23 protein-coding genes and 1 pseudogene are annotated in these 24,196 nt (G+C 41.8%); 17 read left to right on the forward strand and 7 right to left on the reverse strand.

The window, feature by feature from the left end; all coding sequences use genetic code 11:
- Positions 1-14: 14 nt before the first annotated feature.
- The 3 genes from AC1DOK_RS18985 to AC1DOK_RS18995 form a co-directional block, all read right to left on the reverse strand.
- Positions 15-218: a helix-turn-helix transcriptional regulator gene (locus AC1DOK_RS18985; protein ID WP_477555887.1), complete on the reverse strand. Its 204-nt coding sequence runs from the start codon at positions 216-218 to the stop codon at positions 15-17.
- Between the two features lie 14 nt (positions 219-232).
- The gene (locus AC1DOK_RS18990) at positions 233-649 is read right to left on the reverse strand and encodes a DUF2178 domain-containing protein (RefSeq protein ID WP_477555888.1); all 417 of its coding nucleotides are present in this window, start codon (positions 647-649) and stop codon (positions 233-235) included.
- 678 nt (positions 650-1,327) lie between these two features.
- Positions 1,328-2,548: an MFS transporter gene (locus AC1DOK_RS18995; protein ID WP_477555889.1), complete on the reverse strand. Its 1,221-nt coding sequence runs from the start codon at positions 2,546-2,548 to the stop codon at positions 1,328-1,330.
- A 133-nt stretch (positions 2,549-2,681) separates the two neighbouring features.
- Here AC1DOK_RS18995 and AC1DOK_RS19000 point away from each other — a divergent pair, with 133 nt between their 5' ends.
- The gene (locus AC1DOK_RS19000) at positions 2,682-3,560 is read left to right on the forward strand and encodes a LysR family transcriptional regulator (protein WP_477555890.1); all 879 of its coding nucleotides are present in this window, start codon (positions 2,682-2,684) and stop codon (positions 3,558-3,560) included.
- A gap of 108 nt (positions 3,561-3,668) precedes the next feature.
- Here AC1DOK_RS19000 and AC1DOK_RS19005 read toward each other — a convergent pair.
- Positions 3,669-3,859, reverse strand: a pseudogene (locus tag AC1DOK_RS19005) (transposase); the annotation flags it as partial.
- A gap of 98 nt (positions 3,860-3,957) precedes the next feature.
- On the opposite strand from AC1DOK_RS19005, the gene AC1DOK_RS19010 reads away from it, so the two are divergent.
- The 7 genes from AC1DOK_RS19010 to thpR all read left to right on the forward strand — a co-directional run bounded on the left by AC1DOK_RS19010 (position 3,958) and on the right by thpR (position 10,014).
- Positions 3,958-4,179 carry a DUF3955 domain-containing protein gene (locus AC1DOK_RS19010; protein ID WP_477555891.1) on the forward strand — a complete coding sequence of 74 codons (222 nt, stop codon included), beginning with the start codon at positions 3,958-3,960 and terminating at the stop codon, positions 4,177-4,179.
- Positions 4,180-4,204: 25 nt separating this feature from the next.
- Positions 4,205-5,032, forward strand: coding sequence for a DUF817 domain-containing protein (locus tag AC1DOK_RS19015; RefSeq protein ID WP_477555892.1), 828 nt, complete (start codon positions 4,205-4,207; stop codon positions 5,030-5,032).
- A 250-nt stretch (positions 5,033-5,282) separates the two neighbouring features.
- Positions 5,283-5,432, forward strand: a complete 150-nt coding sequence (locus tag AC1DOK_RS19020) for a ChbG/HpnK family deacetylase (RefSeq protein ID WP_477555893.1) — start codon at positions 5,283-5,285, stop codon at positions 5,430-5,432.
- Positions 5,433-5,856: 424 nt separating this feature from the next.
- Positions 5,857-6,186, forward strand: a complete 330-nt coding sequence (locus AC1DOK_RS19025) for an ArsR/SmtB family transcription factor (RefSeq protein WP_477555894.1) — start codon at positions 5,857-5,859, stop codon at positions 6,184-6,186.
- Entirely contained in the window at positions 6,183-6,602 is a 420-nt protein-coding gene (locus AC1DOK_RS19030) for an SRPBCC family protein (RefSeq protein WP_477555895.1), read from the forward strand. Before AC1DOK_RS19025 ends, AC1DOK_RS19030 begins: the two co-directional genes overlap by 4 nt.
- Positions 6,603-6,916: 314 nt before the next feature.
- Positions 6,917-9,172, forward strand: coding sequence for an ATP-binding cassette domain-containing protein (locus AC1DOK_RS19035; RefSeq protein ID WP_477555896.1), 2,256 nt, complete (start codon positions 6,917-6,919; stop codon positions 9,170-9,172).
- Between the two features lie 263 nt (positions 9,173-9,435).
- Positions 9,436-10,014: an RNA 2',3'-cyclic phosphodiesterase gene (gene thpR / locus AC1DOK_RS19040; protein ID WP_477555897.1), complete on the forward strand. Its 579-nt coding sequence runs from the start codon at positions 9,436-9,438 to the stop codon at positions 10,012-10,014.
- Between the two features lie 161 nt (positions 10,015-10,175).
- Here the strand turns inward: thpR and AC1DOK_RS19045 are convergent, their stop codons facing one another.
- Complete coding sequence (locus AC1DOK_RS19045; RefSeq protein ID WP_477555898.1) at positions 10,176-10,649, reverse strand: MarR family winged helix-turn-helix transcriptional regulator; 474 nt, start codon at positions 10,647-10,649, stop codon at positions 10,176-10,178.
- A gap of 150 nt (positions 10,650-10,799) precedes the next feature.
- On the opposite strand from AC1DOK_RS19045, the gene AC1DOK_RS19050 reads away from it, so the two are divergent.
- The 3 genes from AC1DOK_RS19050 (at position 10,800) to AC1DOK_RS19060 (ending at position 14,564) form a co-directional block, all read left to right on the forward strand.
- Positions 10,800-11,426, forward strand: a complete 627-nt coding sequence (locus tag AC1DOK_RS19050) for an FMN-dependent NADH-azoreductase (protein ID WP_477555899.1) — start codon at positions 10,800-10,802, stop codon at positions 11,424-11,426.
- A 117-nt stretch (positions 11,427-11,543) separates the two neighbouring features.
- On the forward strand, positions 11,544-12,674 hold the full coding sequence (locus tag AC1DOK_RS19055; RefSeq protein ID WP_477555900.1) for an MFS transporter: 1,131 nt from the start codon (positions 11,544-11,546) through the stop codon (positions 12,672-12,674).
- A gap of 231 nt (positions 12,675-12,905) precedes the next feature.
- Complete coding sequence (locus tag AC1DOK_RS19060; protein WP_477555901.1) at positions 12,906-14,564, forward strand: DUF6138 family protein; 1,659 nt, start codon at positions 12,906-12,908, stop codon at positions 14,562-14,564.
- A gap of 183 nt (positions 14,565-14,747) precedes the next feature.
- On the opposite strand, the gene AC1DOK_RS19065 is transcribed toward AC1DOK_RS19060, so the two are convergent.
- A complete protein-coding gene (locus tag AC1DOK_RS19065) occupies positions 14,748-15,194 on the reverse strand; it encodes a hypothetical protein (RefSeq protein ID WP_477555902.1) in 447 nt (148 codons plus the stop codon).
- A gap of 205 nt (positions 15,195-15,399) precedes the next feature.
- Here AC1DOK_RS19065 and AC1DOK_RS19070 point away from each other — a divergent pair, with 205 nt between their 5' ends.
- The 3 genes from AC1DOK_RS19070 (at position 15,400) to AC1DOK_RS19080 (ending at position 17,540) form a co-directional block, all read left to right on the forward strand.
- Positions 15,400-16,281, forward strand: coding sequence for a YwqG family protein (locus AC1DOK_RS19070; protein WP_477555903.1), 882 nt, complete (start codon positions 15,400-15,402; stop codon positions 16,279-16,281).
- Between the two features lie 83 nt (positions 16,282-16,364).
- The gene (locus AC1DOK_RS19075) at positions 16,365-16,547 is read left to right on the forward strand and encodes a hypothetical protein (RefSeq protein ID WP_477555923.1); all 183 of its coding nucleotides are present in this window, start codon (positions 16,365-16,367) and stop codon (positions 16,545-16,547) included.
- Between the two features lie 108 nt (positions 16,548-16,655).
- Complete coding sequence (locus AC1DOK_RS19080; protein WP_477555904.1) at positions 16,656-17,540, forward strand: hypothetical protein; 885 nt, start codon at positions 16,656-16,658, stop codon at positions 17,538-17,540.
- 255 nt (positions 17,541-17,795) lie between these two features.
- On the opposite strand, the gene cdr is transcribed toward AC1DOK_RS19080, so the two are convergent.
- Positions 17,796-20,273, reverse strand: a complete 2,478-nt coding sequence (gene cdr, locus AC1DOK_RS19085) for a CoA-disulfide reductase (RefSeq protein WP_477555905.1) — start codon at positions 20,271-20,273, stop codon at positions 17,796-17,798.
- 427 nt (positions 20,274-20,700) lie between these two features.
- Between cdr and AC1DOK_RS19090 the strand changes: the two genes are divergently transcribed.
- The 3 genes from AC1DOK_RS19090 to AC1DOK_RS19100 all read left to right on the forward strand — a co-directional run bounded on the left by AC1DOK_RS19090 (position 20,701) and on the right by AC1DOK_RS19100 (position 24,190).
- Complete coding sequence (locus AC1DOK_RS19090) at positions 20,701-21,648, forward strand: ABC transporter permease (protein ID WP_477555906.1); 948 nt, start codon at positions 20,701-20,703, stop codon at positions 21,646-21,648.
- Between the two features lie 13 nt (positions 21,649-21,661).
- On the forward strand, positions 21,662-22,531 hold the full coding sequence (locus AC1DOK_RS19095; protein WP_477555907.1) for a carbohydrate ABC transporter permease: 870 nt from the start codon (positions 21,662-21,664) through the stop codon (positions 22,529-22,531).
- 72 nt (positions 22,532-22,603) lie between these two features.
- On the forward strand, positions 22,604-24,190 hold the full coding sequence (locus AC1DOK_RS19100) for an extracellular solute-binding protein (RefSeq protein WP_477555908.1): 1,587 nt from the start codon (positions 22,604-22,606) through the stop codon (positions 24,188-24,190).
- Positions 24,191-24,196 lie beyond the last annotated feature (6 nt).

Here is a 24,196-nt window from a genome sequence, read left to right on the forward strand (position 1 = left end):
TTTACCTCCGTTAGTTATTTGTCATCTGGTTCAAATATAAAGACTTCTTCAATTGATAAGTTAAAAACTGAAGATATTCGATATGCTAGCAAAATAGATGGATTATATTGTTGTTTTTCTAAAGAGATGATTGTTCTTGAAGAAACACTTACTATATCTGCTAAGTCCTGTTGTGTGATGCCATGTTCTAAACGTAACTCTTTAATTTTGTTTTTCATAGGAGTTCTCCTAATTATAGAACGTAATTATAATATTTTTTAGCTAATACGCTGGTAATTGAGGCAAATATTATAATCATAAATAAAGCAGTGTTTGTTGGAATTTGAATCCACTCCGAAAGAAACATCATAAGGAAAATCGCAATCATTAAAATTTTGAGGGTAAAGTGTGAAGCTTTGCCATCTATTAAATCATCTCTTTCATCATACTGTTTGGACAGCTCTCGATCTAACTGTTTACGTTTGGTATGATATTTAATGTGGGAAGTTATTGCGAAAACTAACAACAATGCTCCTGCGAATAACTTTATAACACCTAAGTAAAGTCCCTCAGTAGTATAAGCTTTAGAGTAATTGAAAATTATTTCAAAAGCCCCCATTGTAAGAATTGCAAATGAAATTAAATAAAGCTCTACAAATCTATTTTTCAAACAAATCACCCCCAGTATAGCACTATGTGAAGTTTGCTTCACATGAAGTTAACTTCATACTACCCTATTTTAAAAAGGGTGTCCATAATCATTTTTCTGGAAAAAAGGTATTTTACAATGTGGAATGAAACAGAATCGAATGGGAGGGTCTTTGGATGAATTTGATTACAACTATTATAGAGTGGTATAAAGTTTTTTATTAGCGACTAACCATCGAAAAGTGAGTTGGGCGCGGATGTGTTGGAAGGGTAATTGTTTCGCAAGATCTAATAGGTCAATCCTCATTATTGGGTTGGCCTTTTTCGTTGAGACAACAGATTTTTAAAATACTAACTTAATGAAAATATTTTAATAGCGGCACCAGTGTCCTCTACAGGATTGCGGGTGACACAAAAGGGTTGGGTCAGAATCATCTTCTGCCCAACCATTTTATCTATGAAAACAAGCTGTTGCTTGCAATTTAGGGGTTTGTGTTGCAATGGAACCAAATTATACCACAAGAATTAGTGGAGATTAGGAATCTAGATAAATGATTAATTTTGGAGTAGAATCCTACAAGCATTACAGTTGATGCGACCACTCCTATTAATAATTTGGTCATTTTTTTCCTTCATTTTGATTGAATAGGAAAATTGCTTCCATTTCACAAGGAATTCCGGCTCTCTCTATGTCAGCGTTTTAATACCCTAAAAAATCAATCTCTTTCTTTACCTTTTTCACAATAGAACGTGAAGATATTCTACCATGCAATAAATAGTAAACTCCAATTCCGATTAATATAAGGAATGAACAATAAAAATATAATGAGCCATAATCAATTTTAGCTGCTGCAATACCAAAGATACATGATCCAAAGCCGAACCCAAAATCAAATATAGAAAGGAATGTAGCTGTAGCCAATGCCCTCTTTTCAGGAGGTGCTACTTGAATGGCAATGGTTTGAAGACTCGAAAACATGGTTCCCCAACCCAATCCAATAAGGGCTGCTGATGAAAGAAATAACAAGGATGTATTTGATACACTCAATAAAAACGTGCCGACTGCAAAGCATAAAATAGCGGGATAAATTATAATATTTGCCCCGAATAAATCGAACCATTTTCCACTAAAAGGCCGAGAAATTAAAAGGACCACTGCGTACACAACAAAGAAATAACCAGAAGCTTCCACTAAACTATGCTCTTTAGCATATATGGATACGAAGGAAACAATTCCCGAATAAATCAGTGCAAAGAAAGCTGAAACCAGCGATACAGGAATGGCGGAATTCTCCAAATATCCACCAATTTTCATACCTGATTTTCGTTCAATTGTCCGTTCTGACATAATAGTTTTCTTAGGTAATTTAACGAATAATCCTGCAACGAGTGCAAAGAGAGCACATAATGCATTTATGATAAACATTAAATTTGTCCCTGCTTGTTGCATAACAGTCAAACCTAAAAGGGGACCAATAGCCATACCAAGATTTAGCGTTAATCCATAGTACCCCATCCCTTCTCCTTTACGAGATTCCGGGATGAGATCAGCAACAATTGCTCCAGTGGCCGTTGTTACCATTCCAAAGCCAATTCCGTGAAAAAAGCGAAGAATTAGCAAACCACTAATAGATTGTGGAATAAAGTAGAAAATTGAAGCTGTGGAAAGAAGAAGGAGGGAACTTATAAAAACGATATACTTTCCTGACTTTTCGATCCATTTTCCTGCAAATGGGCGTGATAGAATTGATGCAATCAAAAAAACTGTAGTAATAAGTCCTGCGTCAGATACGGCACCGTGCAATTCTTGTAAAGCATATATCGGCAGTGTAACCAACAAATAATAAAATGTTGTAAACACAAGAAGATTAGTAATGGCAATACTGATAAAATCCTTTGTCCATAGTTGGGGTTTATTCAATATTTCCACCTCCCATATGAGTTATTTTAATTCTATTTTATTTGCTTACTTATATTATCATCTGTATATTTATATGGAAAATATCTATAATGTTACTTATATATATCGAAATCATATATATTGGAGGTAAACGATGGACATAAGACAATTACGCTATTTTCTTATGATTGCTGAAGAAGGGCAAATTTCTCGTGCTGCCAAAAAACTTCACATGGCACAACCCCCATTAAGTCAGCAACTTCGACTTATGGAAGAAGAAATTGGTGCCGTACTATTAGAACGAAAAAGAAATGGTAAGACCATGGAACTCACTGAGGCAGGAAAAATTCTATATAAAAAAGCCCAGAATATTTTAAATTTATTTGAGGAGTCGATATTAGAAGTAAAGGAAGCTGGTGAAGGAATCAGAGGTTTTCTATCCATTGGTATAGTTGTCTCATGTGTTTCTTATCTACCTAAAAGAATTCAATATTTCCATGAAAACTATCCAATGATTTCATTTAAACTGCGGGGAGGAGATCCAGTTGAATTGAGTAAACAGTTGGAAAACCGCAATATCGAACTTGCCATTGTTCGTCTTCCTTTAGAAATGAAAGGTCTTTCTATGATTCCTTTAGAAACGGAATCATTTGTTTTTGTGGTACCGAAAGATTGGAAAAATTTCCATTCAAAAGAAGCTATTCAAATGAAAGAGATTGAAGACGTACCTTTATTGCTAGTCCACAGAACGAAGGGAGAGGGATTGTATGAAAGAATTATAGAAGAATGTGAACGATTCGAATTCCAGCCAAATATTTTGTGCGAATGCCCAGATATTAATATACTTCTTTCTTTAGTTGAAGCTGGAATTGGAGCAAGTATACTTCCTAAATCTGCAGTATCTGCCTTTCGTAATATTGAAATTAGAGTGTTGGATATCCTAGATTCCTCTCTTCAATCAGAGATAGCGTTAGTTTGGCTTCAACAACGATATCTTTCCAAACCAGCACGTAAATTTATCGAACTATTTTAGCTAACCCCAATGTCTCTCATCAGTAGAAAGCAAAAGGTTACAATCGATTTGCGTACAGCTATAAGCCCAGCCTTACATACAAACATTCCGGCATCCTTATTATATTCAAATATCATATTTTGAACGTTCTACAACATCCACATCTGATACATCGAAAATGGCTTTTAACAGTAAAAATTTGAACATACGAATTGGGGAAATTGCATTACGCCCGTTATCTATGTAAAATCCACAAGTTCGTTAATTTGACGAAGCATATTATCTTTTGGAACGACGATATCGATTTGAATGACCTCTATTTAACGATATATATATTTTAATAAATAATAATTATTTATTGATTAACAATAAATTTTATGATATTCTGTTACCAATAATCAATTGTGAGGGGCTAGTTATGAAATTAAAATATCTTCCAGCTTTAACGTTATTTATTGTAGGAATAGGTTGTCTAATTACCTATTGGCTTATCGGTGTTAAAATCGGTCCAGACGGTATTCTTATAGAACCATTTTTTCTCATCCCAATAGGTTACTTACTCGTGGCTTTTGGTATAATTATTGGGCTCGCAGTCGGTATTGTGTCCCATTCTCGTAACGTTAAAAGGTCTGACATATAACTATAAGCTTACTTAGGAGACATAAATGCAAAGAGAACAACTAAATGGCATTGGAACAAGGAAGCAGCGCCAAATCCATTATGGCGAAGCATTTCTTCAATTGCTTCATTTCGGTTACCATCAGGCGATGAGCTGTATATTCCCAGTAGCGATATTCGGTACGTTAGCTATCTCCAAATGGATAAACATCCCGTTTATCTACAGGTACGATCTAATTTTGCTGGTGCTGATTGCTGTTCAGTACTTGATGTACCGCAGCCGATTGGAGACGCTTGACGAGATCAAGGTCATTTGTGTCTTTCACATCATCGGTCTTGCGCTTGAGCTTTATAAAGTACAAATGGGTTCCTGGTCATACCCCGAACAGGGTTATAGCAAATTGTTTGGCGTCCCATTATACAGCGGTTTTATGTATGCAAGCGTGGCGAGTTACATGTGCCAAGTATGGAGGCGGCTCAAGATGGATATGACTCGCTGGCCGGGAATAGTACCTGCCTCAGCGCTAGGTTCGGCGATATACTTGAACTTTTTCACCCATCACTTTATCCCTGATTTTCGCTTGTGGCTCATGGCGCTTGTGGCCATAGTTTTTTGGAAAACGCGGATATTTTACACCGTTCGTGAAAAAACTTTCCAGATGCCACTAACGATCGCCTTCTTGCTCGTCGGCTTTTTCATATGGTTGGCAGAAAACATCGCAACATTTTTCGGCGCTTGGAAATATCCCAACCAACAAGAAATATGGCAGTTCGTTAGCTTCGGAAAGATCAGTTCATGGTTTCTGCTCGTCATCATCAGCGTTATTATCGTAGCGCAGTTGAAATATGTGAAAGCGGGTAAAAGCAAGACATAGGAGTGACTATGTACTTTCCAAAGTTTTGGTGTATAATACCAATAATTCAATACTTTCCTTAGTTTAAGAGGGGGCTCAACACCGTGTTGTGCTCCCTTATTTATTTCCACAGAGGTCTGTTCGGTGACAAATAAGGAGGTAGTAAAATATGATTCAAGTATTAGGTTTTAGTGCAAATGTTCCAAAGTAATGCCATTATATCCACGTCAATTACTGTCCCGGCTGATTCTGCGTACGAAGCAGCGTTGAAATGCACAAAGACAATGTCGATGAATGTCGGAATACATATAACATTGACCAGTCACAAAAATATGAAGTGAAAACCGAAGTCGAAGCCCAAATTCAAACTGCTATCTCATTAGGGATACAGCCAACTCATTTAGATAGCCACGCAGCATAACCATTACTTAGTTTTGACATATTCAACACCTCATAATTATGTTGCTTTTGTACAAATAAATTTAAGTAAGAAATTCCTTCAACTAAAGAACCGAATGACATTAACTAAGCATTCCTGACACCCAACAAAACTGAGTCATGATCTAAAGCTTCAGCATTATCGCGCTGAGGCTTTTTAACACGTAGTCAAGGAGCCAAATAGGGCATAATATCAATAGTTGATAGCTGACTGACAGTTTTAATGTGGAGTTTAAAAATGTTGTTGACACGACACCAAATGGTGACCTATAATTAAAGAGACACCAAATGGTGTCCAATTAGGAATTTTCGCATCGAGGGCGCTACGTCCGAAGAGTCGCATACTTACAGGAGATTGTGAAATTAACGTCTATCCCTTGGTAATAATATTTAGGAGAGGGTGTTGAGTGAGCGAGAACAAACAGTTGCGGGATGTGTATGACGCGATTGCAGATCCAACTAGGCGTGAGCTGATTCGTCTGTTGGCAGAGGCAGAGGAGATACCGCTTTATGAGTTAACGGCACAGTTTCAAATGGGCCGGACAGCGGTATCCAAGCATTTAACAATCCTTAAAGAGGCCGGACTGGTACTTGATCGAAAAGTCGGCAGAGAAACGCGATTTAGACTAAACGCCGCTCCACTCAGAGAAATTAATGATTGGGTGGCATTCTACAGCAAGTTCTGGAGCACGAATATGTTGCGCTTGAGCCAACTATTAGAGGAGGAAGAAGAATGAGTTTAACATTATCTTTGGATTTTCAGTATACGACATCGATCGAGAAGCTTTGGTCGGCATTAACCGATTCAAGCAAGCTTGCCAAGTGGGTGGTCAATATTCACAATGGTCAAGCGATGGATAATGATTTTAAGCCCGTCGTTGGACACCGTTTTCAGTTTCGCACTCAGCCGTCCGAATATTGGGATGGCATTATTGACGGAGAAGTGCTTATCGTGGACGCACCAAACCGGGTGTCCTATACTTGGGCTAGCGGAGGGGAGAAGCACACGGTCAACTGGACGCTGCAGGATTTAGGGGACGGAAAGGTTAACCTTCATCTCGAACAAACCGGATTCGCCAATGCTCAAGGACTCGAAGGCGCTAGGTATGGCTGGACTAAATGGTGCGGCGAGCTTGAAACGGTGTTGCAATAAGAAACGGCTTCGCCGTCTTAAAAGACGGGGCGTTTCTTAAGGTGATACTTAGAATTTATAATACGAATGTTATAAATTCTATATCACAAATAATAACCGCATTCGGTACTCAAATATCTCCTTTTCCAATGCTAAATTATTGGGTAAGATGGTTGAACTCTGCTCGACCTGAGTCACATAAACCGGCTGCATGTAGTTTGCAGTCGGTTTATATCTTCTAAGGTGCAAGTTCGGGCTGCCCGACTTTTCTATGCACGATGAATGGAACAAAGTGAATATAAGTAGAAATTAACACGATCGGAAGGATGTTAAGCATGAGCGAATCTAATCAGGAGTATATCGTAATCTCAGGAGCGAGGGAAAACAATCTCAAGAACGTATCCTTGCGCATTCCCAAGCGGAAGATCACGATCTTCACCGGGGTATCCGGATCCGGCAAGTCATCGATCGTCTTCGATACGATCGCCGCAGAATCCACTCGATTGCTGAATGAAAACTTCAGCATGTTCGTGCGCACTTTTCTGCCCCGTGTTCCACAGCCCGATACGGACGCGATCAAGAACCTGAGCATGGCTGTTATTGTGGATCAGAAGCGGCTAGGCGGCGGATCCCATTCTACGATGGGCACGATTACCGATATCTCGCCGATTCTCCGTCTTCTATTCTCCCGAGTGGGTCAACCCTATGTCGGACAAGCGCACATGTTCTCGTTTAACGATCCGCAAGGCATGTGTCCCGAGTGCAACGGGATCGGTCGCAGGCTGGGCGTCGACATGAGCAAGGCGGTGGACATGTCAATATCGCTCAATGAAGGGGCAATTATGCTGCCGGGTTATTCGGTGAACGACTGGGAATGGAACATGCTCGTGCAGTCGGGGTCCTACGATCTCGACAAGAAGCTGAGCGATTATTCGGATGAGGACCTGGAGCAACTGCTGTACGGCAAGGCAAGGAAAGTGAAGATGGATTTCGCCGGTATGGCAACGAATATTACAGTGGAAGGCGTCATTGAGAAGTTTACCAACAAATACATCAAGCAGGATGTGAAGACAAAGTCCGAGCGTACACAAAAAGCTGTTATGCCGTACATATCCGAGGGTCCCTGTTCCAGCTGCCACGGCGCAAGACTCAGTCAGGCCGCGCTCAGCTGTAGGATCAATGGACTCAACATTGCGGAGCTGTCCTCCATGGAGGTCGGACAGCTCATTCACGTCATTCGGGAGATTGACGCTCCTGTCGCCGCGCCGATCGTCAAGTCGCTGACGGAGAGGCTGCAGCATTTGGTGGATATCGGACTTGACTACTTGACGCTGGACCGTGAGACAGATACATTGTCCGGCGGCGAATCGCAGCGCGTCAAGATGGTGAAGCACCTGAGCGGCAGTCTGGTGGATGTCACTTACATCTTCGATGAGCCCAGCGTTGGCTTGCACCCCCGTGATGTACATCGATTAAATGAATTGCTTCAGAAACTACGTGACAAGGGCAATACTGTGATTGTCGTCGAGCATGATCCCGATGTGATCAAGTTGGCGGATCATATCGTCGACGTCGGGCCTCACGCGGGCAGCCGCGGCGGTAACATCGTGTATGAAGGAAGCTTCCAAGGCTTGCTGGAGGCAGGTACACTGACAGGCACCCATATGAAGCGGCCGCTTCAGCTGAAGCACGAATGCAGACAGCCATCTGGCAAGCTTTCTATCAAGGATGCCACACTCCACAACCTGCGAAACGTGAGTGTAGATATTCCAACCGGAGTGCTGACAGTCGTTACAGGTGTCGCCGGGTCGGGCAAGAGTACACTGATTAACGAAGTATTCCTTAGCCAGCATCCAGATGCGATCGTCATCGACCAATCGGCGGTAGGAGCATCAATACGTTCGAATCCCGCGACCTACACGGGCATTATGGATGATGTGCGCAAGGCGTTTGCTTCCGCGAACAAGGTCAATCAAGGCTTGTTCAGCTTCAACTCCAAGGGGGCTTGCGAGAACTGCCAAGGGCTAGGTGTTGTGTATACAGACCTTGCATTCCTCGAGAGCGTGAAGCTGCCATGCGAAGTATGCGGAGGTAGACGGTTCAAGGAAGAGGTGCTTGCGTACAAGCTGAACGGCAAGTCAATTGCAGAAGTGCTGGAGATGACGGTGGAGCAAGCATTGGATTTTTTCCAACTTAAAGAGGTTGTACGCAAGCTCCAGGCAATGAGTGATGTAGGGCTGAACTATATTACACTAGGTCAGCCGCTCAGCACGCTCTCGGGCGGGGAATGCCAGCGCATTAAGCTTGCAAGTGAACTGCATAAGAAGGGTAGCATGTACGTGATGGACGAGCCGACGACTGGCCTACATATGTCGGATATCGGTCATCTTGTGGAGATCATGAACCGCCTCGTGGATGCCGGCAATACGGTGATCGTCATCGAGCACAACCTCGATGTGATCAGTCAAGCGGATTGGATCATCGATATGGGACCGGACGGAGGCAGCAAGGGCGGCCAGGTGGTCTTCGAGGGTATACCTACGCAGATCATTCATTCGGAACAGTCGATCACGGGAAGATACTTGATGTAATCATCAATTCCACTTTAGTAATGTATGGGATTCGTAATTTCTTAGCATGACAAGGAGAACATATTTAAGGTTAGACTTATATATGCTAAACCAGGGCTGCCAGCAGAATCGGCAGCCTTTCGCTTATGTAACCTTGATTGGCTTCATGCCTTTCAAGGTTTCTTTTATTGATGGGGCCTATATTGTGACAGCCCTTGATTACAATTAATTCCTTCAATCCTAGGGAAAACTAGAATTGAAAATTAATTATGAGGGGGCAAAAAATGAGTACCGAATCACTACGCTTATTCATCGCAATTCCTATCGAAGAAAGATGGAGAGAACAATTGACTGAACAATCCATTGCGCTGCAATCAACCCTGCCTTTTCAAAAATGGACACACCCTGAAGATTATCATGTTACGTTGAAATTTTTAGGTGATACATCAGTGAGTCAATTGCATCAGATTGAAAAGATACTCGTTGACGTTTCTGAAAATACTTGTCCATTTGAATTAACTGGAAAAGGGTGGGGGATATTTGGTAATCAAGCCGCACCAAGTATTTTGTGGGCTGGTGTGGGAGGCGATCTGAATTCACTATTAAATTTGCACATTAAAATAGATGATAGCTTGGAGGAACTTTTTCCAAAAGAAACGCGAAATTTTAGCCCTCATTTAACAATAGCGCGCCGCTATAATGGGAAAGTTCCATTATCAACTTCATTGGAGAAATACTATCCTGACACCACAGATTTGATCATAAACTGGTCGGTTAACGAGATTAAGCTTTATCAAAGTCATTTGCAGAAAAAGCCAATGTACGAAGCTATAGCCACTTATATATTTGGTAAAAAAGGTTGAGTGAATCAAATGCAAGGTGAGAGAGGCATTGTCGAGATCGTGTTTCCAGCCCCGAGTACGATTAGTGGTAGCACAATAATAGCAGCGACAGTCTAAGACTTATTTTTGAGTCCTAGTCCGCCGCTGTTTCTTAAATAATGGGCGTATGGTTAATTCTATATTTACAGGACAGGTCTTAACCTCGATGATAATTTACCTTCATTTGCTTCATAAACTAATTTTGTTAAATCTTCTTTGAGCATTTGCATTCGTTCAGCACCTATGTTTTCAATCCAGCGCTGTTCTATCTCAGCTATTATCTCCTCTTTTGCTTTCATTACTAACCAGCCACGTTCGGTTAAGACAATAGTTTTTCCTCTCTTATCAGTGGGATGAGTCTGGCGCATTACATAACCACTTTTCTCAAGATAATCCACCATTTGACTCACAGCTTGTTTTGTAACTCCTAAGTATTCAGCTAGTTCTATACCTGTTGCTCCATTAGGAGTAATACATTTAAACATAAAACCATGTGCAGGTCTAATATCTTCAAATCCCATTTCACTCAATCTGTCATGTAGTTCATTAATTGATGCACTAAAGGATAATGACAAAAGCGCTGTAAGATCTAATTCATTAAATACTTGATGATTCATGTATAAAACCTCCTTGAATATAGTCAATCAACTTGACTTTATTTAAATTCCATTGTACTATGCGTAATGTAGTCAATCAAGTTGACTATATTATTTTTGTTATAAAAGAAATAGAATGTTCTTTTTAATGATTAACAGGAGGAAAAGAAAATGACAACAGTTTTATTTGTAAAAGCAAACAATCGTCCAGCAGATCAGGCGGTTAGTGTGAAATTGTATGAGGCTTTCTTAGCGAGTTATAAAGAATCACATCCAAATGATACAGTGGTAGAGCTTGATTTATACAAGGAAGAATTGCCATATGTAGGAGTAGATATGATTGATGGCAGTTTTAAAGCTAGTAGAGGACTTGATTTAACAGAAAAGGAAGCAAAAGCAGTAGCTGTTGCTGATAAATATTTAGATCAATTTCTTGCAGCTGATAAAGTTGTATTTGGTTTCCCGTTATGGAATTTAACGGTCCCAGCTGTACTACACACATATATTGATTACTTAAATCGCTCGGGTAAAACATTTAAATATACGCCGGAGGGTCCAGTAGGTCTTATTGGAAATAAAAAAATTGCATTATTAAACGCAACTGGCGGTGTATATTCCAAAGGACCAGCAGCTGAAATGGAAATGGCTGTTAAATATGTAGCAAGTATGATAGGCTTCTTCGGTGCAAAAGATATAGAAAAAATAGTAATTGAAGGTCACAACCAATTCCCAGATAAAGCAGAAGAAATTATTGCCTCAGGGCTTGAAAAAGCGGTTAAAGTTGCAAGTACGTTCTAATTAACAGAACACTTGCCACTCAACATAGCAGTACCAACACTTATATAGCGGTGGTACTGCTTTTTATTCGCTTATCTCGCTACTTATTAAATCAATAGAAAGAAGGATTACCTTACAATGGAACGTCTATGGACCAAAAACTATATCATGCTGACGATTACATCGTTATTACTATTTAGTGGATTTTATTTACTAATGCCAACACTGCCTATGTTTATTAAAGAATTAGGTGGAAGTGAATCTCAGGTTGGATTTATTATTGGAGTGTTTACAATATCGGCAGTAATTTTCCGTCCTATTATTGGAGGATTAATGGATCGGTATGGTCGACGGGTATTTATAATTAGCGGACTACTGTTTTTTGCAATTACAATGTATTTTTATGATTGGGTAACAGGAGTTATATTTTTAGTGATATTACGTATCCTTCATGGAATCAGCTGGGCAGTTGCTACAACTTCGACAGGAACGGCTGTGACTGATGTTATTCCACAATCTCGTCGTGGAGAAGGAATGGGATGGTATGGACTTGCAATGACTTTAGGTATGGCTTTAGGACCAATATTAGGTCTTTGGGTAGTAAAATCATTTTCATTTCATTATCTATTTCTTCTATGCACAGCATTAGCAATTATTGCATTAATATTTGCACTTGGTACAAAAATACCAACGGTTCAAAATACATCGAAAAAACCAATATCTTTTTTTGAAAAAACAGTCTTACCAATAGCTATTGTTACATTTTTCCTATCCTTTACTTTTGGTGGCATTACAACATTTTTACCACTGTTTGCAGCAAAAATCCAAGTTAATGCTGGTGCTTTTTTCTTAGTTTATGCTATCACACTTACAGTAATTAGACCGTTTGCAGGGAAGATATCTGATAAACATGGAGAAGGATTCCTTATTGTCCCTGCACTTTTGACACTGATAGTCGCACTATTAGTCCTAACAATGACAGAAGGGCTTGTTGGACTAGTTATTACAGCCATCTTGTACGGAATTGGATTCGGATCAGCACAACCCGCTCTTCAAGTAGCAACTATACGATTAGCTCCACCAGAGAAAAGAGGGGTAGCGAACGCTACATTCCTTACTGCTTTTGATTTAGGGATTGGTTTAGGTGCTATTTTACTAGGATTTGTTTCACAGCTCATGGGATATCAAATGCTATTTCTTCTTTGTGCTGTATCTGGTTTTATTGGTCTGTTAATTTTTATTTTGTTTGTAAAAAAGACATTAAAATAACTTTTTAATTTACGAAAAAGCGCCATTCTTTTTTTATAGAAATGAATAAAAAGAATGGCGTTCAACTCCTACATGACATTCTCACCGAGCTGATGCAAAAAAATTGTAAGTTTCATTGACGAACCTATGAATCTACTGTAATTTCATATAGTGTTACACATGATATATGGACATCCGTTTTTAATTGACGGAAATGTCTATTTTTTATGTACGATATTAGGAGGAGAGACGTTGAATCAGGCTGTGGATGCTTTTCTGAATGAGGTATGGAAGGAAATCACTACGATTTACGCAAAAGAAAGCAAAAGGATCAATGAGTTTAAGGATCAAAGCAGGTTGCAAGCTGGAGTCAAAAGCTACCTTCGAGTGGCGTGGAGAAAAGGCAAGTTTACCTGGGCAGAAGGGAAAGTTCATATCGATGTCTACGAGCCATTCTCCTGGAGTGACAGCTCATATAAGTTCAAAGCGGATACTTACATCACGGAGTTGACCGATGAACTTCTGACTGAGGAGTTCTTTCCTGCCTTGTGCGGACTTGTGGATGGCCTGTTCCGCTCGGTGGAACTGGGGACTCGTTTCTTTGACTATAAGTTTGAAGTTGTATTTGAGTTTGAGTGGGAGAAGTCGAAATTAACGCTCAACAAGCAGCTGTTAAATGAGCCCAAGTTGATCCAACTCCAAAAGACGCTGGATCATTTTATTCAGACGAAGATTCTTCCTGATCTGCCCGTGTTGCCAGGAGAGAATGATATGTTCTTTTTCGCCCAACATTTGGTCAATCCTGAACTGATGAAACAGGATACGGAAGAGATTGATCCGTTGATCCGTCGCCTCACAGGCAAGCTAAATAAGAACCAAGAGCGCAAAAATAATTGGATCAGAAAGTATACTTTGGCCTTTAACAGTTGGGCGAAAGACCACTTTTTACAGCAGCATTTTACCCGATCCGGTGATTATGGAATCGAGTGGATTTTGAAGGAGGAGCCGGTTCATCCTTCCGTAGATGTCGGAGAATTGGATTTCTTTCTTTATGCGGCCCTACAGATCGGCTTCACCGAGCCGGATACCCGGCAGAAGTACCTGGAACTTGCGGTCCAATTGGGTTCCAAGCAGGCAGCAGATTATTTGAAAATAGGCAGCGGAAAATTTGCAAGTACATATCGAGGAGAGCGGGTGGAAGGCAGGAACAACGATATAACACAAACGATAGAAATCCGTATTCTCTCCGAAGAGGAACTTGCTTATGGAGAAGCGTTGGATTATATGATCGACCTTTTGAAACAAGAATTTCCCAAAGGTTACCAGCTAAAGCTGAAGAGCAGCCAGAAGTACTTCCTTCCTGTGAAAAAACTGGCGAAGTCCAAGCTGCATCAGTTTTTTGCCAATGCGCTCAGCTACCCTAACCTTTTTCCCAAGCTAGCAGAATATGCGGATACAGCTATGGAAGAGTTCGCGTGGTACCGGGATGTGGAACCGGGCGAGAAATCGGTGATGCCGGGCACTTATGCCGTAATGGGCCTCGGCTTGTACAGCGAAGCTTATTTTCCACTGGTCTGCCGCTATATGGAACTGGTAGATACGGAGCATCAAATGGTGCAGGATGGCTATGCAGAGGCATTTATTGAGGCGCATGGCGTAAAGGCAGAGCATATGCTGGTGATCGTATCTATTTTGCTGGGAGGGAATGAGGAAGGCAGACTGGTCAAGAATCTAACCATCGATCGTCCTGAGCTTGCCGAGGCGCTCTTCGAGGCGCTGAAAGACAAAGAGAATTATGAACGAGAACTGGTAGTGTGCCGGATTTTCGGGAGCATGAAGAAACTTGTAGGAGCAGCCCAAAAGGCACAACCGCCACTAAAAGAAGGATTGGAGCAGCTGTTGGCGCTTTAAATGTTAACCCTTTGGAAATGACCTGAGGACTCCATCCTGCAGATTTCTGCTGTTTCCGCCGAGGAGACCAGTTGCGAGTCAGGAGTGGACGAGGTGAGGTTGAAGCTGGATGCGGCCATGAACCGGTAGAACAGTTGCCCTATACATCCGCCGGACCGGTTCCCCATTCCCGGTAGCTAAGGGCTACATGGACGCCAGCCACGCGGCGCTGCCGCCTGCGATCGTCAATATTGCTCCGGCTGAAATTCCCCATCTATGCTTTTTATCTATTATTACAAGTTTCCCAATTAAACTAGGCAACAGCCATTTAAAAGCAAGGAGCGAGAAGGCACCTTGTACGGTTCCCCAAAGTACCAGATTCTTGGCCTGATCCATGTAGGCATCAGTTGAAACTGGATGGGAAAAGGCCAATGTTCCTCCGGTTCGTGCGTTCCAAGCTGTCATTATCATATACATAATCAAAGCTAGCAAAGTCAAAAAAACCGTGAGTGTAAATTTGATCAGGTCCGGTGATGACCACTTTGTCGAGGACTTGGAAGTAGGTAATCCAATTAGGAAGAATACAAAGCCTATAAAAACCGCGCAACCTACAAAGGCACATAAAACGCCATTCACGATGGCTCCCGCCATCAAAAGAATAAATAACATACGCTCCTCCAGTATTTTGGATAATAGGATTTCAACATCACCCGATTAGAGCTCATTACGGGTAACTTCTACCTTTACAAATTGTAACATCAGTAAATGGCTGTGTACATGAATAAACGATCTTGGGGAATGAATCATACTGGATTAATACTAAAAGAATACTCAAGTAGCAAGGAAGGTGAAGGCAATGTTAAGCGAGAAGAATAAGAAAAAGCTCCAGCTAATTGTTCGTGAACATCAGTTCGAACACGCGATGGATTATTTGAAGGAGTCTGTGCGCCAAGGCATTCGCTTGTCCAAGAAAGAGATGGAGAATTACAAGGATATATGTCCTTCCCGCATAGGGGGCGATCCGGATCTGCCGCCTAACGTGGAATGGCCGCTGGATTCTAACGGGACCCCCATGACGTTCCTGGCCCAGTTGCATCTGCGTGAACTGGCGTCTGATGAGTCTTCCCTGCTTCCAGCGGGAGGCATGCTTTATTTTTTCGTTGGGGTGGATGAACCTTCTTATCATATTGAACACAAGGTGCTGTATATACAAGAGGAGAAGCTGCAAGAAGCCCAGCGTCGCCCTTCACCCGAAGTGACTGCGCTCGAAGAGGAATTTGCCGGTTACCGGGTGAATGTCAGAGCCACGATTGAGCCGCCAAATTACGGCTATGTGGATTACGAGCAGGTGGAGGATGGTGAGCATGATTACGAGTTATATGAAGAGTTATGCTTCGAGTTGACCGGAGGGAACTCAAGCGACCTTGCGGTCTTGTTCGGTTATCCGGCAACTCAGCATGGAGATTGCGAATACATAGCAGCGCTTCGGCTGTTGACAGGTGAGGAATACAACTATTCCGTGAAGGCGGCCATGGAGCGGATAACGACGCATTTGAACGGCGATTCTGACAAGGCAGAGCAGGAAGTCCGCGATACGCTTTTGCTGCTAGCGCTAGATTCGGATCAGGAGGTCGGGTTTTGCTGGTGGGATGCCGGAGAACTGCAATTTTATATTCGGAAGGAAGATCTGCTGGCGGGGAACTTTGCACACACCTATTGTTCCCTGTATTCTAGTTAGACGTCAAATATATCCAGCTATGAGCACTACAAGCCATCGGGGCGGTCCATGCGCTCGAAATCGTCCAGTCCGGATATGCCTGCATCAAGCATTTATCGGAAGACAACCGCCTCACTCAGCTCTGGGATATTCCAAAGTTTCTTACCGAGGAAGAGGCAGAACGACTGGATAAGCTTGATAAGAGATTCTGGGAAGACCAGGATCTCATTGCGGAAATTGCACATCGATATTACGTGCAGCAGCTGGGAATACCTGCTTCATCATAAGGTGACATGGTGTATAATCTTGGTGGTCAATAATTTATTGAGAATATTTATATTCCATTCCATAGAAACGTATAAAAAATATCTCTAAAGTATGGAGGCATAACCGGTATGGATAAAAAGAAGATGAGCATGCTCAAGAAACTATATCATTCAACCAATTCAGAATACGATCTTGAACGGGGAGTGAGGTTGTACAAAGTAGACTCATTAACGGATCAGGAAAAAGAACTGCTGAAAGAAATGAATTGGCCTGTCAACCAGTTGGAATGGCTTTCCCATGACTCATGCGTCAAGGAGTTAATACAGCTAAGACAGGACAAACGCTTAAATCGTGAACGCTTCACAGATGGCTTTATCGCGGGAATTGGCGGAAGTTATCCCCGAGGGCTATCCCCGTTGGTCAGTTATTATACCATGCAGAACATCCCGGAACATGAGTATCTGGCGGCAGATCGTTATGCGGCTTGCAAAATATGTTCCTTTTCGAAAAATAAGAAAGACGGCTTTTGGGAAAACACTTCATACCTTCATTATGCCCTTTATTTAGGAGGCATGTATGGCTCAAGCCCTTGGGGTGCGCTCCTGGACCTTAAGGAGTTGGCAGAGCAGCGTCCAATTAAACCGACGAAGGAGGATATCGACGTTTTTCGGAATTTATTGGCCAGCTTGGCGCGTTCGGGGCCGGACGAAACTCCGGGTGAATTCGAAAAGCGGCTGACGGCGGAAAAAATCATGCCGAAAAACAAATATGTGCGGCGGGGGATTTTGAATTCGCTCGCTGTAACAGGAGTCATTCCAAATTTGTTTGTCCAGACTCATTTCAGTACGTGGACGGAATTTGAATATATGACGAGTCACGAAGAAAAGCTTCCAAATACAAAAGGCCGTTCGGATATGGAGATGCCATGGGCGGCCTGGAATGGAGAGCTTAAAATCAACCGGGACGTGACCATGGAGCTCTTTGGAGAGGAGTACGTTCTGAAAGAAGATTGAATGTTAGCATATTGAGAACAGGCTACCGGCACAATCGGCAGCCTGTTAGAGAAACGTTTTTTTGCTTTTCAAACTTTTTGTTTGTGGTCTAAAAAAGTTTCTCAACTACAAAATTGAATCCAAAGAATGGTAGGGACACTTTTGTATCGCTTTTTTAGAGTAACCACTAAGGTAAGTCTAAGATGGTGAAAGAGCAAAAGGATAAAGCTTGATATATAGTCTACATCAAGCTTTTTCTTTGCAACAACTTGTGGATTAAATGAAAAGATTCAGATTTGAATCGTCTGTTTTACCTAAATAGGTAGCTACACCAGCAACCTCAACCCCATCAATTAATTCCTCAGGCTTGATGCCCATCACATCCATGCTCATTGCGCAAGCTACAAAGTGAACACCTGCTGCTTGGGCATTGTTGATTAACGTGTGAATGTCATCGACGTTCTTCTGTTTCATTACATTCTTCATCATTTTTGTACCGATGCCCATCATATTCATGTTGGATAAAGGCAATGCATATGCACCTTTGGGCATCATCATCCCAAACATTTTTTCCATTGGTTCTTTTTCGACAGACGGCGCTTGTTCTTTTCGAAGAATATTTAATCCCCAGAAGGTGAAGAACATGGTTACTTCTTTCCCCATCGCTGCTGCACCACAAGCAATAATGAATGAAGCCATTGCTTTATCAAGCTCCCCACTGAAGACGACAAAGGTAGCTCCGTCTTTAGTGGCAGGGGATGAGAGCGAACATTCGCCTTTTACGACCTCTGTAGAACCCTTTTGAATACGTACAACAGCCGCGTTATTTTCATAGGTAGTGGATAGCAGCATATTGCCCGTCTTTTTGCACCATGCTTGAATATCCTTGCTAAATCCAGGATCAGTGGCTTTGATTTCAAGAACATCTCCAACCTGCATTCGATTCATATTCTCAGCCACTTTCATTATTGGACCAGGACATTGTAGACCACATACATCGACTTGAATGCTAATCGAATCAGGAATGGAGTTTGTTTTTACGACTTGGTTTACAGGAACTTCGGGAAGTCCATTATCAGTGATTGGTGTATCATCTGTCTTCGTCACTTGCCATTTTACACTTGAATACGTTTTATATCCTCCATCGACATTGATCGCGCGAATGCCATGCAGTTGTAAGATCCGTGTTGCCAAATAGCCACGCAAGCCTACCTGACAGGATACGTACACCGCCGTGTCTCTCGGTAATTCATTTAGTCGGTCTCGGAGTTCTCCTAGCGGAATGTTGATCGATCCAGGAATACTGCCCATTTCACGTTCGATGGGTTCACGAACATCAACTAATAGACCGCCCTGAGCGACGATTTCATCTATTTCGTGCCATTGGACGATCTCCGTATCGCCTTCCACGATATTTGATGCAACATATCCTGCCATATTAACCGGATCTTTCGCTGAAGAGTAGGGAGGAGCATAGCTTAACTCTAGGTCTGGCAGATCCATGACGGTTAATCCACCTTTAATGGCGGTAGCGATCACATCTATTCGTTTATCTACACCATCACGTCCTACCGCTTGTGCTCCGAAAATCTTACCTGAATTAGGATCGAAGATCAGTTTCAGAGAGATTGGCGTTGCTCCTGGATAGTACCCCGCATGGGAATTCGGATGTATATGAATTGCTTCGTAATCGATGCCTTGGAGCTTACATGTTTTCTCATTGTTTCCTGTTGCTGCAACCGTTAGATCAAAAATTTTCGCAATAGATGTTCCAAGCGTACCAGGATAACGCACTTTACGACCATAGATATGATCTGCGACGATACGTCCTTGGCGGTTTGCCGGCCATGCAAGCGGAATCATTGTGGGCTGCCCATTGATGAAGTCGGTTACTTCAATGGCATCACCAATTGCGTAAATGCTTGGATCTGCCGTCTGCAGCGTCTCGTTTACTTTGATCGTACCGCGTACACCAAGTTCTAATCCTGCGTCCTTTGCTAAGCTGTTCTCTGGTATAACACCGATCGCTAGAATCACCATATCAGTATCAATCGCTTTTCCGCTGTTTAATACGACTTTTTTACCTTGTGCTTCGAAATGGTGGACACCATCTTCTAAAATAAGCTCCATCCCTTTATCTACCATATGTTGTTGAATGATTGCAGCCATTTCATAGTCCACGGGAGTCATGATTTGCTTGCCTAATTCGATGAGCGACACATGGATTCCACGTTCATGCAGATTCTCAGCCATTTCAACACCAATAAATCCACCGCCAATTACAACAGCCGTCTTAGGTTGATGGTGATCAACATAGTTTTTGATCCGATCAGTATCGGGAATATTTCGTAATGTAAACAAAGCTTCTGCTTGTTCAATACCTGGAATAGGCGGTTTCATAGGCTTCGCGCCAGGGGATAAAATCAAAACATCATAACTTTCTTCATAAGTCTCATTGGTATTGAGATTATTCACAAGAATCACCTTACGATCGCGATCAATTGAGGTGACTTCACTTCGATTTCGAATATCAAGATTAAATTTCTTCGACATGCCTTCTACAGTTTGAACAAGCAAAGCATCACGATTTTGAATAACATCGCCAATATAATACGGCAAGCCACAGTTGGCAAAAGAAATATGCTCCCCACGTTCAAACAATATAATGTGAGATTCTTCATCCAAACGTCTTAACCGCGCTGCTGCCGTAGCACCCCCAGCGACGCCACCTACAATAACAATCTTTTTACTCATTTGATTTCCTCCATCCGATAGTAGACTGAAAATATGTTAATAAAATCACATTATACCCAGTAGGGTATGTAAAAAGGCGTGGTTATATACCCATATGGGTATAGTAAAAGAATTATTGTACTTTGTCAAACCTTCAAATTTAAGCTAAATAGAGGTAACAAATGAATTGAAATATCAATGAGCGGCTGAATGATAATCTTATAGGCTTTTATATTATGGATTCCAGTAAATACGAAAAAAATTTACGGACAAGGTGAAAGCACCTAGAAATGGTGACAGTCACTCTGTCCGTTTTTTTCATGCTTATTGTATTGGAATTATCCAAGGCCCACTTACTTAATATCTTATAAGAAATTCTTGAAATTACAGAAATTTATCCGATAGGTGGATGTTATTATACAAATATAAATAAAGACGAGGTGATGATATGCAAGCGAAATTGGCATCGGACGCCATTCCCCTCCCCCAAAAGCGGAATTCATGGATAAGAACGATACAAAGGCATAAAGTGATGTATGCTCTTTTATTCCCGGCATTAGTTTACTTTGCCGTATTCAAATACATTCCTATGGCGGGAATCATTATTGCTTTTAAAAACTACAACCTGGCTTTGGGACTATGGGATAGCCCGTGGGTGGGATTGAAAAATTTTGCAGATTTTATTAACGGCGTTTATTTCTGGGACATCATGAGAAATACGATTATCATCTCGCTGTACAAGTTATTGTTCGGCTTCTCCGCTCCCATCTTACTTGCTTTGCTTCTCAATGAAGTTTCTACCCAATGGTTTAAGAAAATCGTACAAACGATCACTTATTTGCCCCATTTTCTGTCATGGGTCATTGTTTATGGACTGATGGTGGCATTATTAGCCCCAGGAGATGGCCTTTTTAACATGATTATGAAGGAAAATGGATTTCAACCTATCTCCTTTCTAACGGAACCTGCCTGGGGCAGACTGCTGATCATCTTATCAGAATTATGGAAGGATATTGGATGGGGAGCGATATTGTACCTTGCAGCATTAGCAGGAATCGATCCAAGCTTATATGAAGCGGCTCGGATTGATGGCGCCTCCAAGTGGAGACAGCTATGGCATGTAACATTACCCGGCATTCGAGGAGTCATTATTCTGATGCTGATCCTTAAATTAAGCCATATTCTGGACGCAGGCTTTGACCAAATATTCATGTTTGCCAACACCTTTAACCAGGAGAAGATCGACATTATCGACACATGGGTATACCGTGAAGGGTTGGAACGTCTGAAGGTTGGGCTTGCTACTGCTGTAGGATTGTTTAAAGCTGTCATCGGATTTGCTTTAGTTTTGGCTGCGAACAAGCTCGCCAAAAAATTCGATGGGCAAATTTGGTGAGGTGGTTATCGATATGATCAATCTGACATTCGGGGAAAAAGTATGGCAAGCAACCGTTTATTTCATTCTAATTGTGCTAGCCGTACTCTGTTTGTTTCCCTTTTTATATGTACTTGCTGTTTCTGTGACGCCAGAATCGGAAGTGTTAAGAAGAGGAATTGTTATTATACCGGAATCCTTTACCTTTATAGCGTATAAAGAAGTATTTCTTTCTCATGGTATCGTGCAGGCATATAAAATTACGTTGTTTCGAACGATTGTAGGCACTGCGCTTAATGTGTTTTTTACGATAATAGCGGCTTATCCATTATCCAAAAAATATTTGCCGGGTCGCAGCTCATTTTTACTATTCATTGTGTTTACCATGATGTTTGGGGGAGGATTAATTCCGACTTACTTGTTAATCCGCTCTCTGGGATTGCTAGATAGTCCGTGGGTATTGATTGTTCCGCATCTCATTAGTGCATTTAATCTGGTGATCATTAAAGGCTTTTTCGAGCAATTGCCTGCTGAAATCGAGGAATCGGCAAGGGTAGACGGCGCAAGTGAACTTCAGTCGTTATGGAAGATCATTTTACCCCTGTCCATGCCCGTCATTGCCACGATTTCCTTATTTTACGCAGTCGGGCATTGGAACAGTTATTTCGATGCTGTTGTTTATATTAATGATTCGAACTTAATGCCACTTCAAGTTATCTTGCGCAACATCCTGCTTAACGTCGCATCACAAAACGCTGATTCGCTCGCCAATTCTGGGACTGTTAGTACGTTCGCTGTGCAAATGGCTGCTGTAGTCGTGACTACGATTCCGATTTTGATCGTTTACCCATTTATGCAAAAGCATTTTACCAAAGGTATGCTCATGGGATCGATTAAAGGTTAAAAGGAAAAGGGAATTTCTACCTAGGTTGTTACGGGAAACCGTGATAATATACAAGCAAAAGGAGAGGTCAATATGCAACGTAAAAAGATTTTATTTACTGTTCTGGCTGCTATAGTAGGGCTGGGAACGCTATTGTCAGGATGTGGGGAAAAAGAAGAAGTTAAGCCGACAGCTTCGAGCAGCACTCAATCCGAGGCTAACAAGTTTGCGAACAAAATGAAAATCTCGATGTTTAACCAAGGCACTTTCAACGCTGCTGCTCCTATTCCTCCCCGTGAAGAAGATATTCAACGCCAAATGTTGGAAAAAGCAGTTAATATCGAATTGGATATGATGATTCCTCAATCTGGGCAAGCAACGACCAAATTGAATACGCTCATTGCCGGCGGAGATATTCCAGATTTGCTCTTCTTGAAGAGCCGGGCTGATCTCGCGCAATATTATGACCAAGGCGTTCTTGCAGATTTGACTCCATATTTGGATCAATTTCCCGAATTGCAGAAACGTTTTGGTCAAGACTCATGGGATGCGATGTCCTATCAGGGGAAAACCATTGCAGTTCCAGGTTATGATAATGTAAACGGCATCAGTCGAAGCCTCTTCATCCGCAACGATTGGCTGAAAAAGTTGAATATGAAAGTGCCAACAACCCCTGACGAGCTGTTTGAAGTTATGAAAGCCTTTACAAATAATGACCCGGACGGGAACGGCAAAAACGATACGTACGGTTTCATTGGGGGTATGAATAAAGAAGGCAGTCTGCTAACCTACGGCTTCGATAGTTTGATGTGGATGTTTGGCGTCAATCCTCCATCAGCCGTTGAAGTGAAAGACAATAAACCGGTGTTCCTCTTTATCGATCCCAAAATGAAAGAGGCACTCGCTTACATCCATAAAATGATGGAAGCCAAGGTTGTGGATCCAGACTGGGTGACGATGAATACACCCGATTTGCTGGACCAAAAGTTATATAAGGGTAAAATCGGCTTCATGATTAGGGATGCCCGAAGGTTGGAACCGGATTATCAGCAGAAAATGAAAGAAATCGGAGGAGAGGTGCCGGAATGGATCGTCATTCCTCCGATGAAAGGGCCTTATGGCGATCAAATCGTGGAGAGAAAATCGTTCCAAGGCAATTCATGGGCCATTTCCAAGAAAGCGGACAAGGACAAAATCATTCGGATCCTGTCTATGCTGGAATATCTCTTTACGGACAAAGAAGCATACCCGAATTTCGCATATGGAATTAAAGGGATTCATTGGGATCTGGTGGACGGCAAGGTCAAAAATAAAACCTCTGAGTTAACGAAAGAAATGAAAGAAAAGTACCTATGGGTCGATCATTATAGAATGCCGCGCCGTGGCGACGACGCCGAGTACTTCAGCTTCAAGAATCCAAAGACGGCAGAAGCTTTCACGAATAACCAGAAATATGTGGGGCCTACTCTGCCCGGAAATTTATTGACTGCAGACCCGAGCGATACATTGGCAGTTGACCGCCAACGTTTCATTAATGAAAGCCTGGTCAAATTTATGACTGGTAAAGACCCTCTTTCCAACTGGGATAATTTCCTCAATACGTTGGATACCAAGTTTGACATGCAGAAATTTAAGGACACAGCAACCAAGCAGTTTAAAGAAGCTGGCATAATCAAGTAAATAACA

Source organism: Paenibacillus sp. P5_B5 (assembly GCF_056400365.1).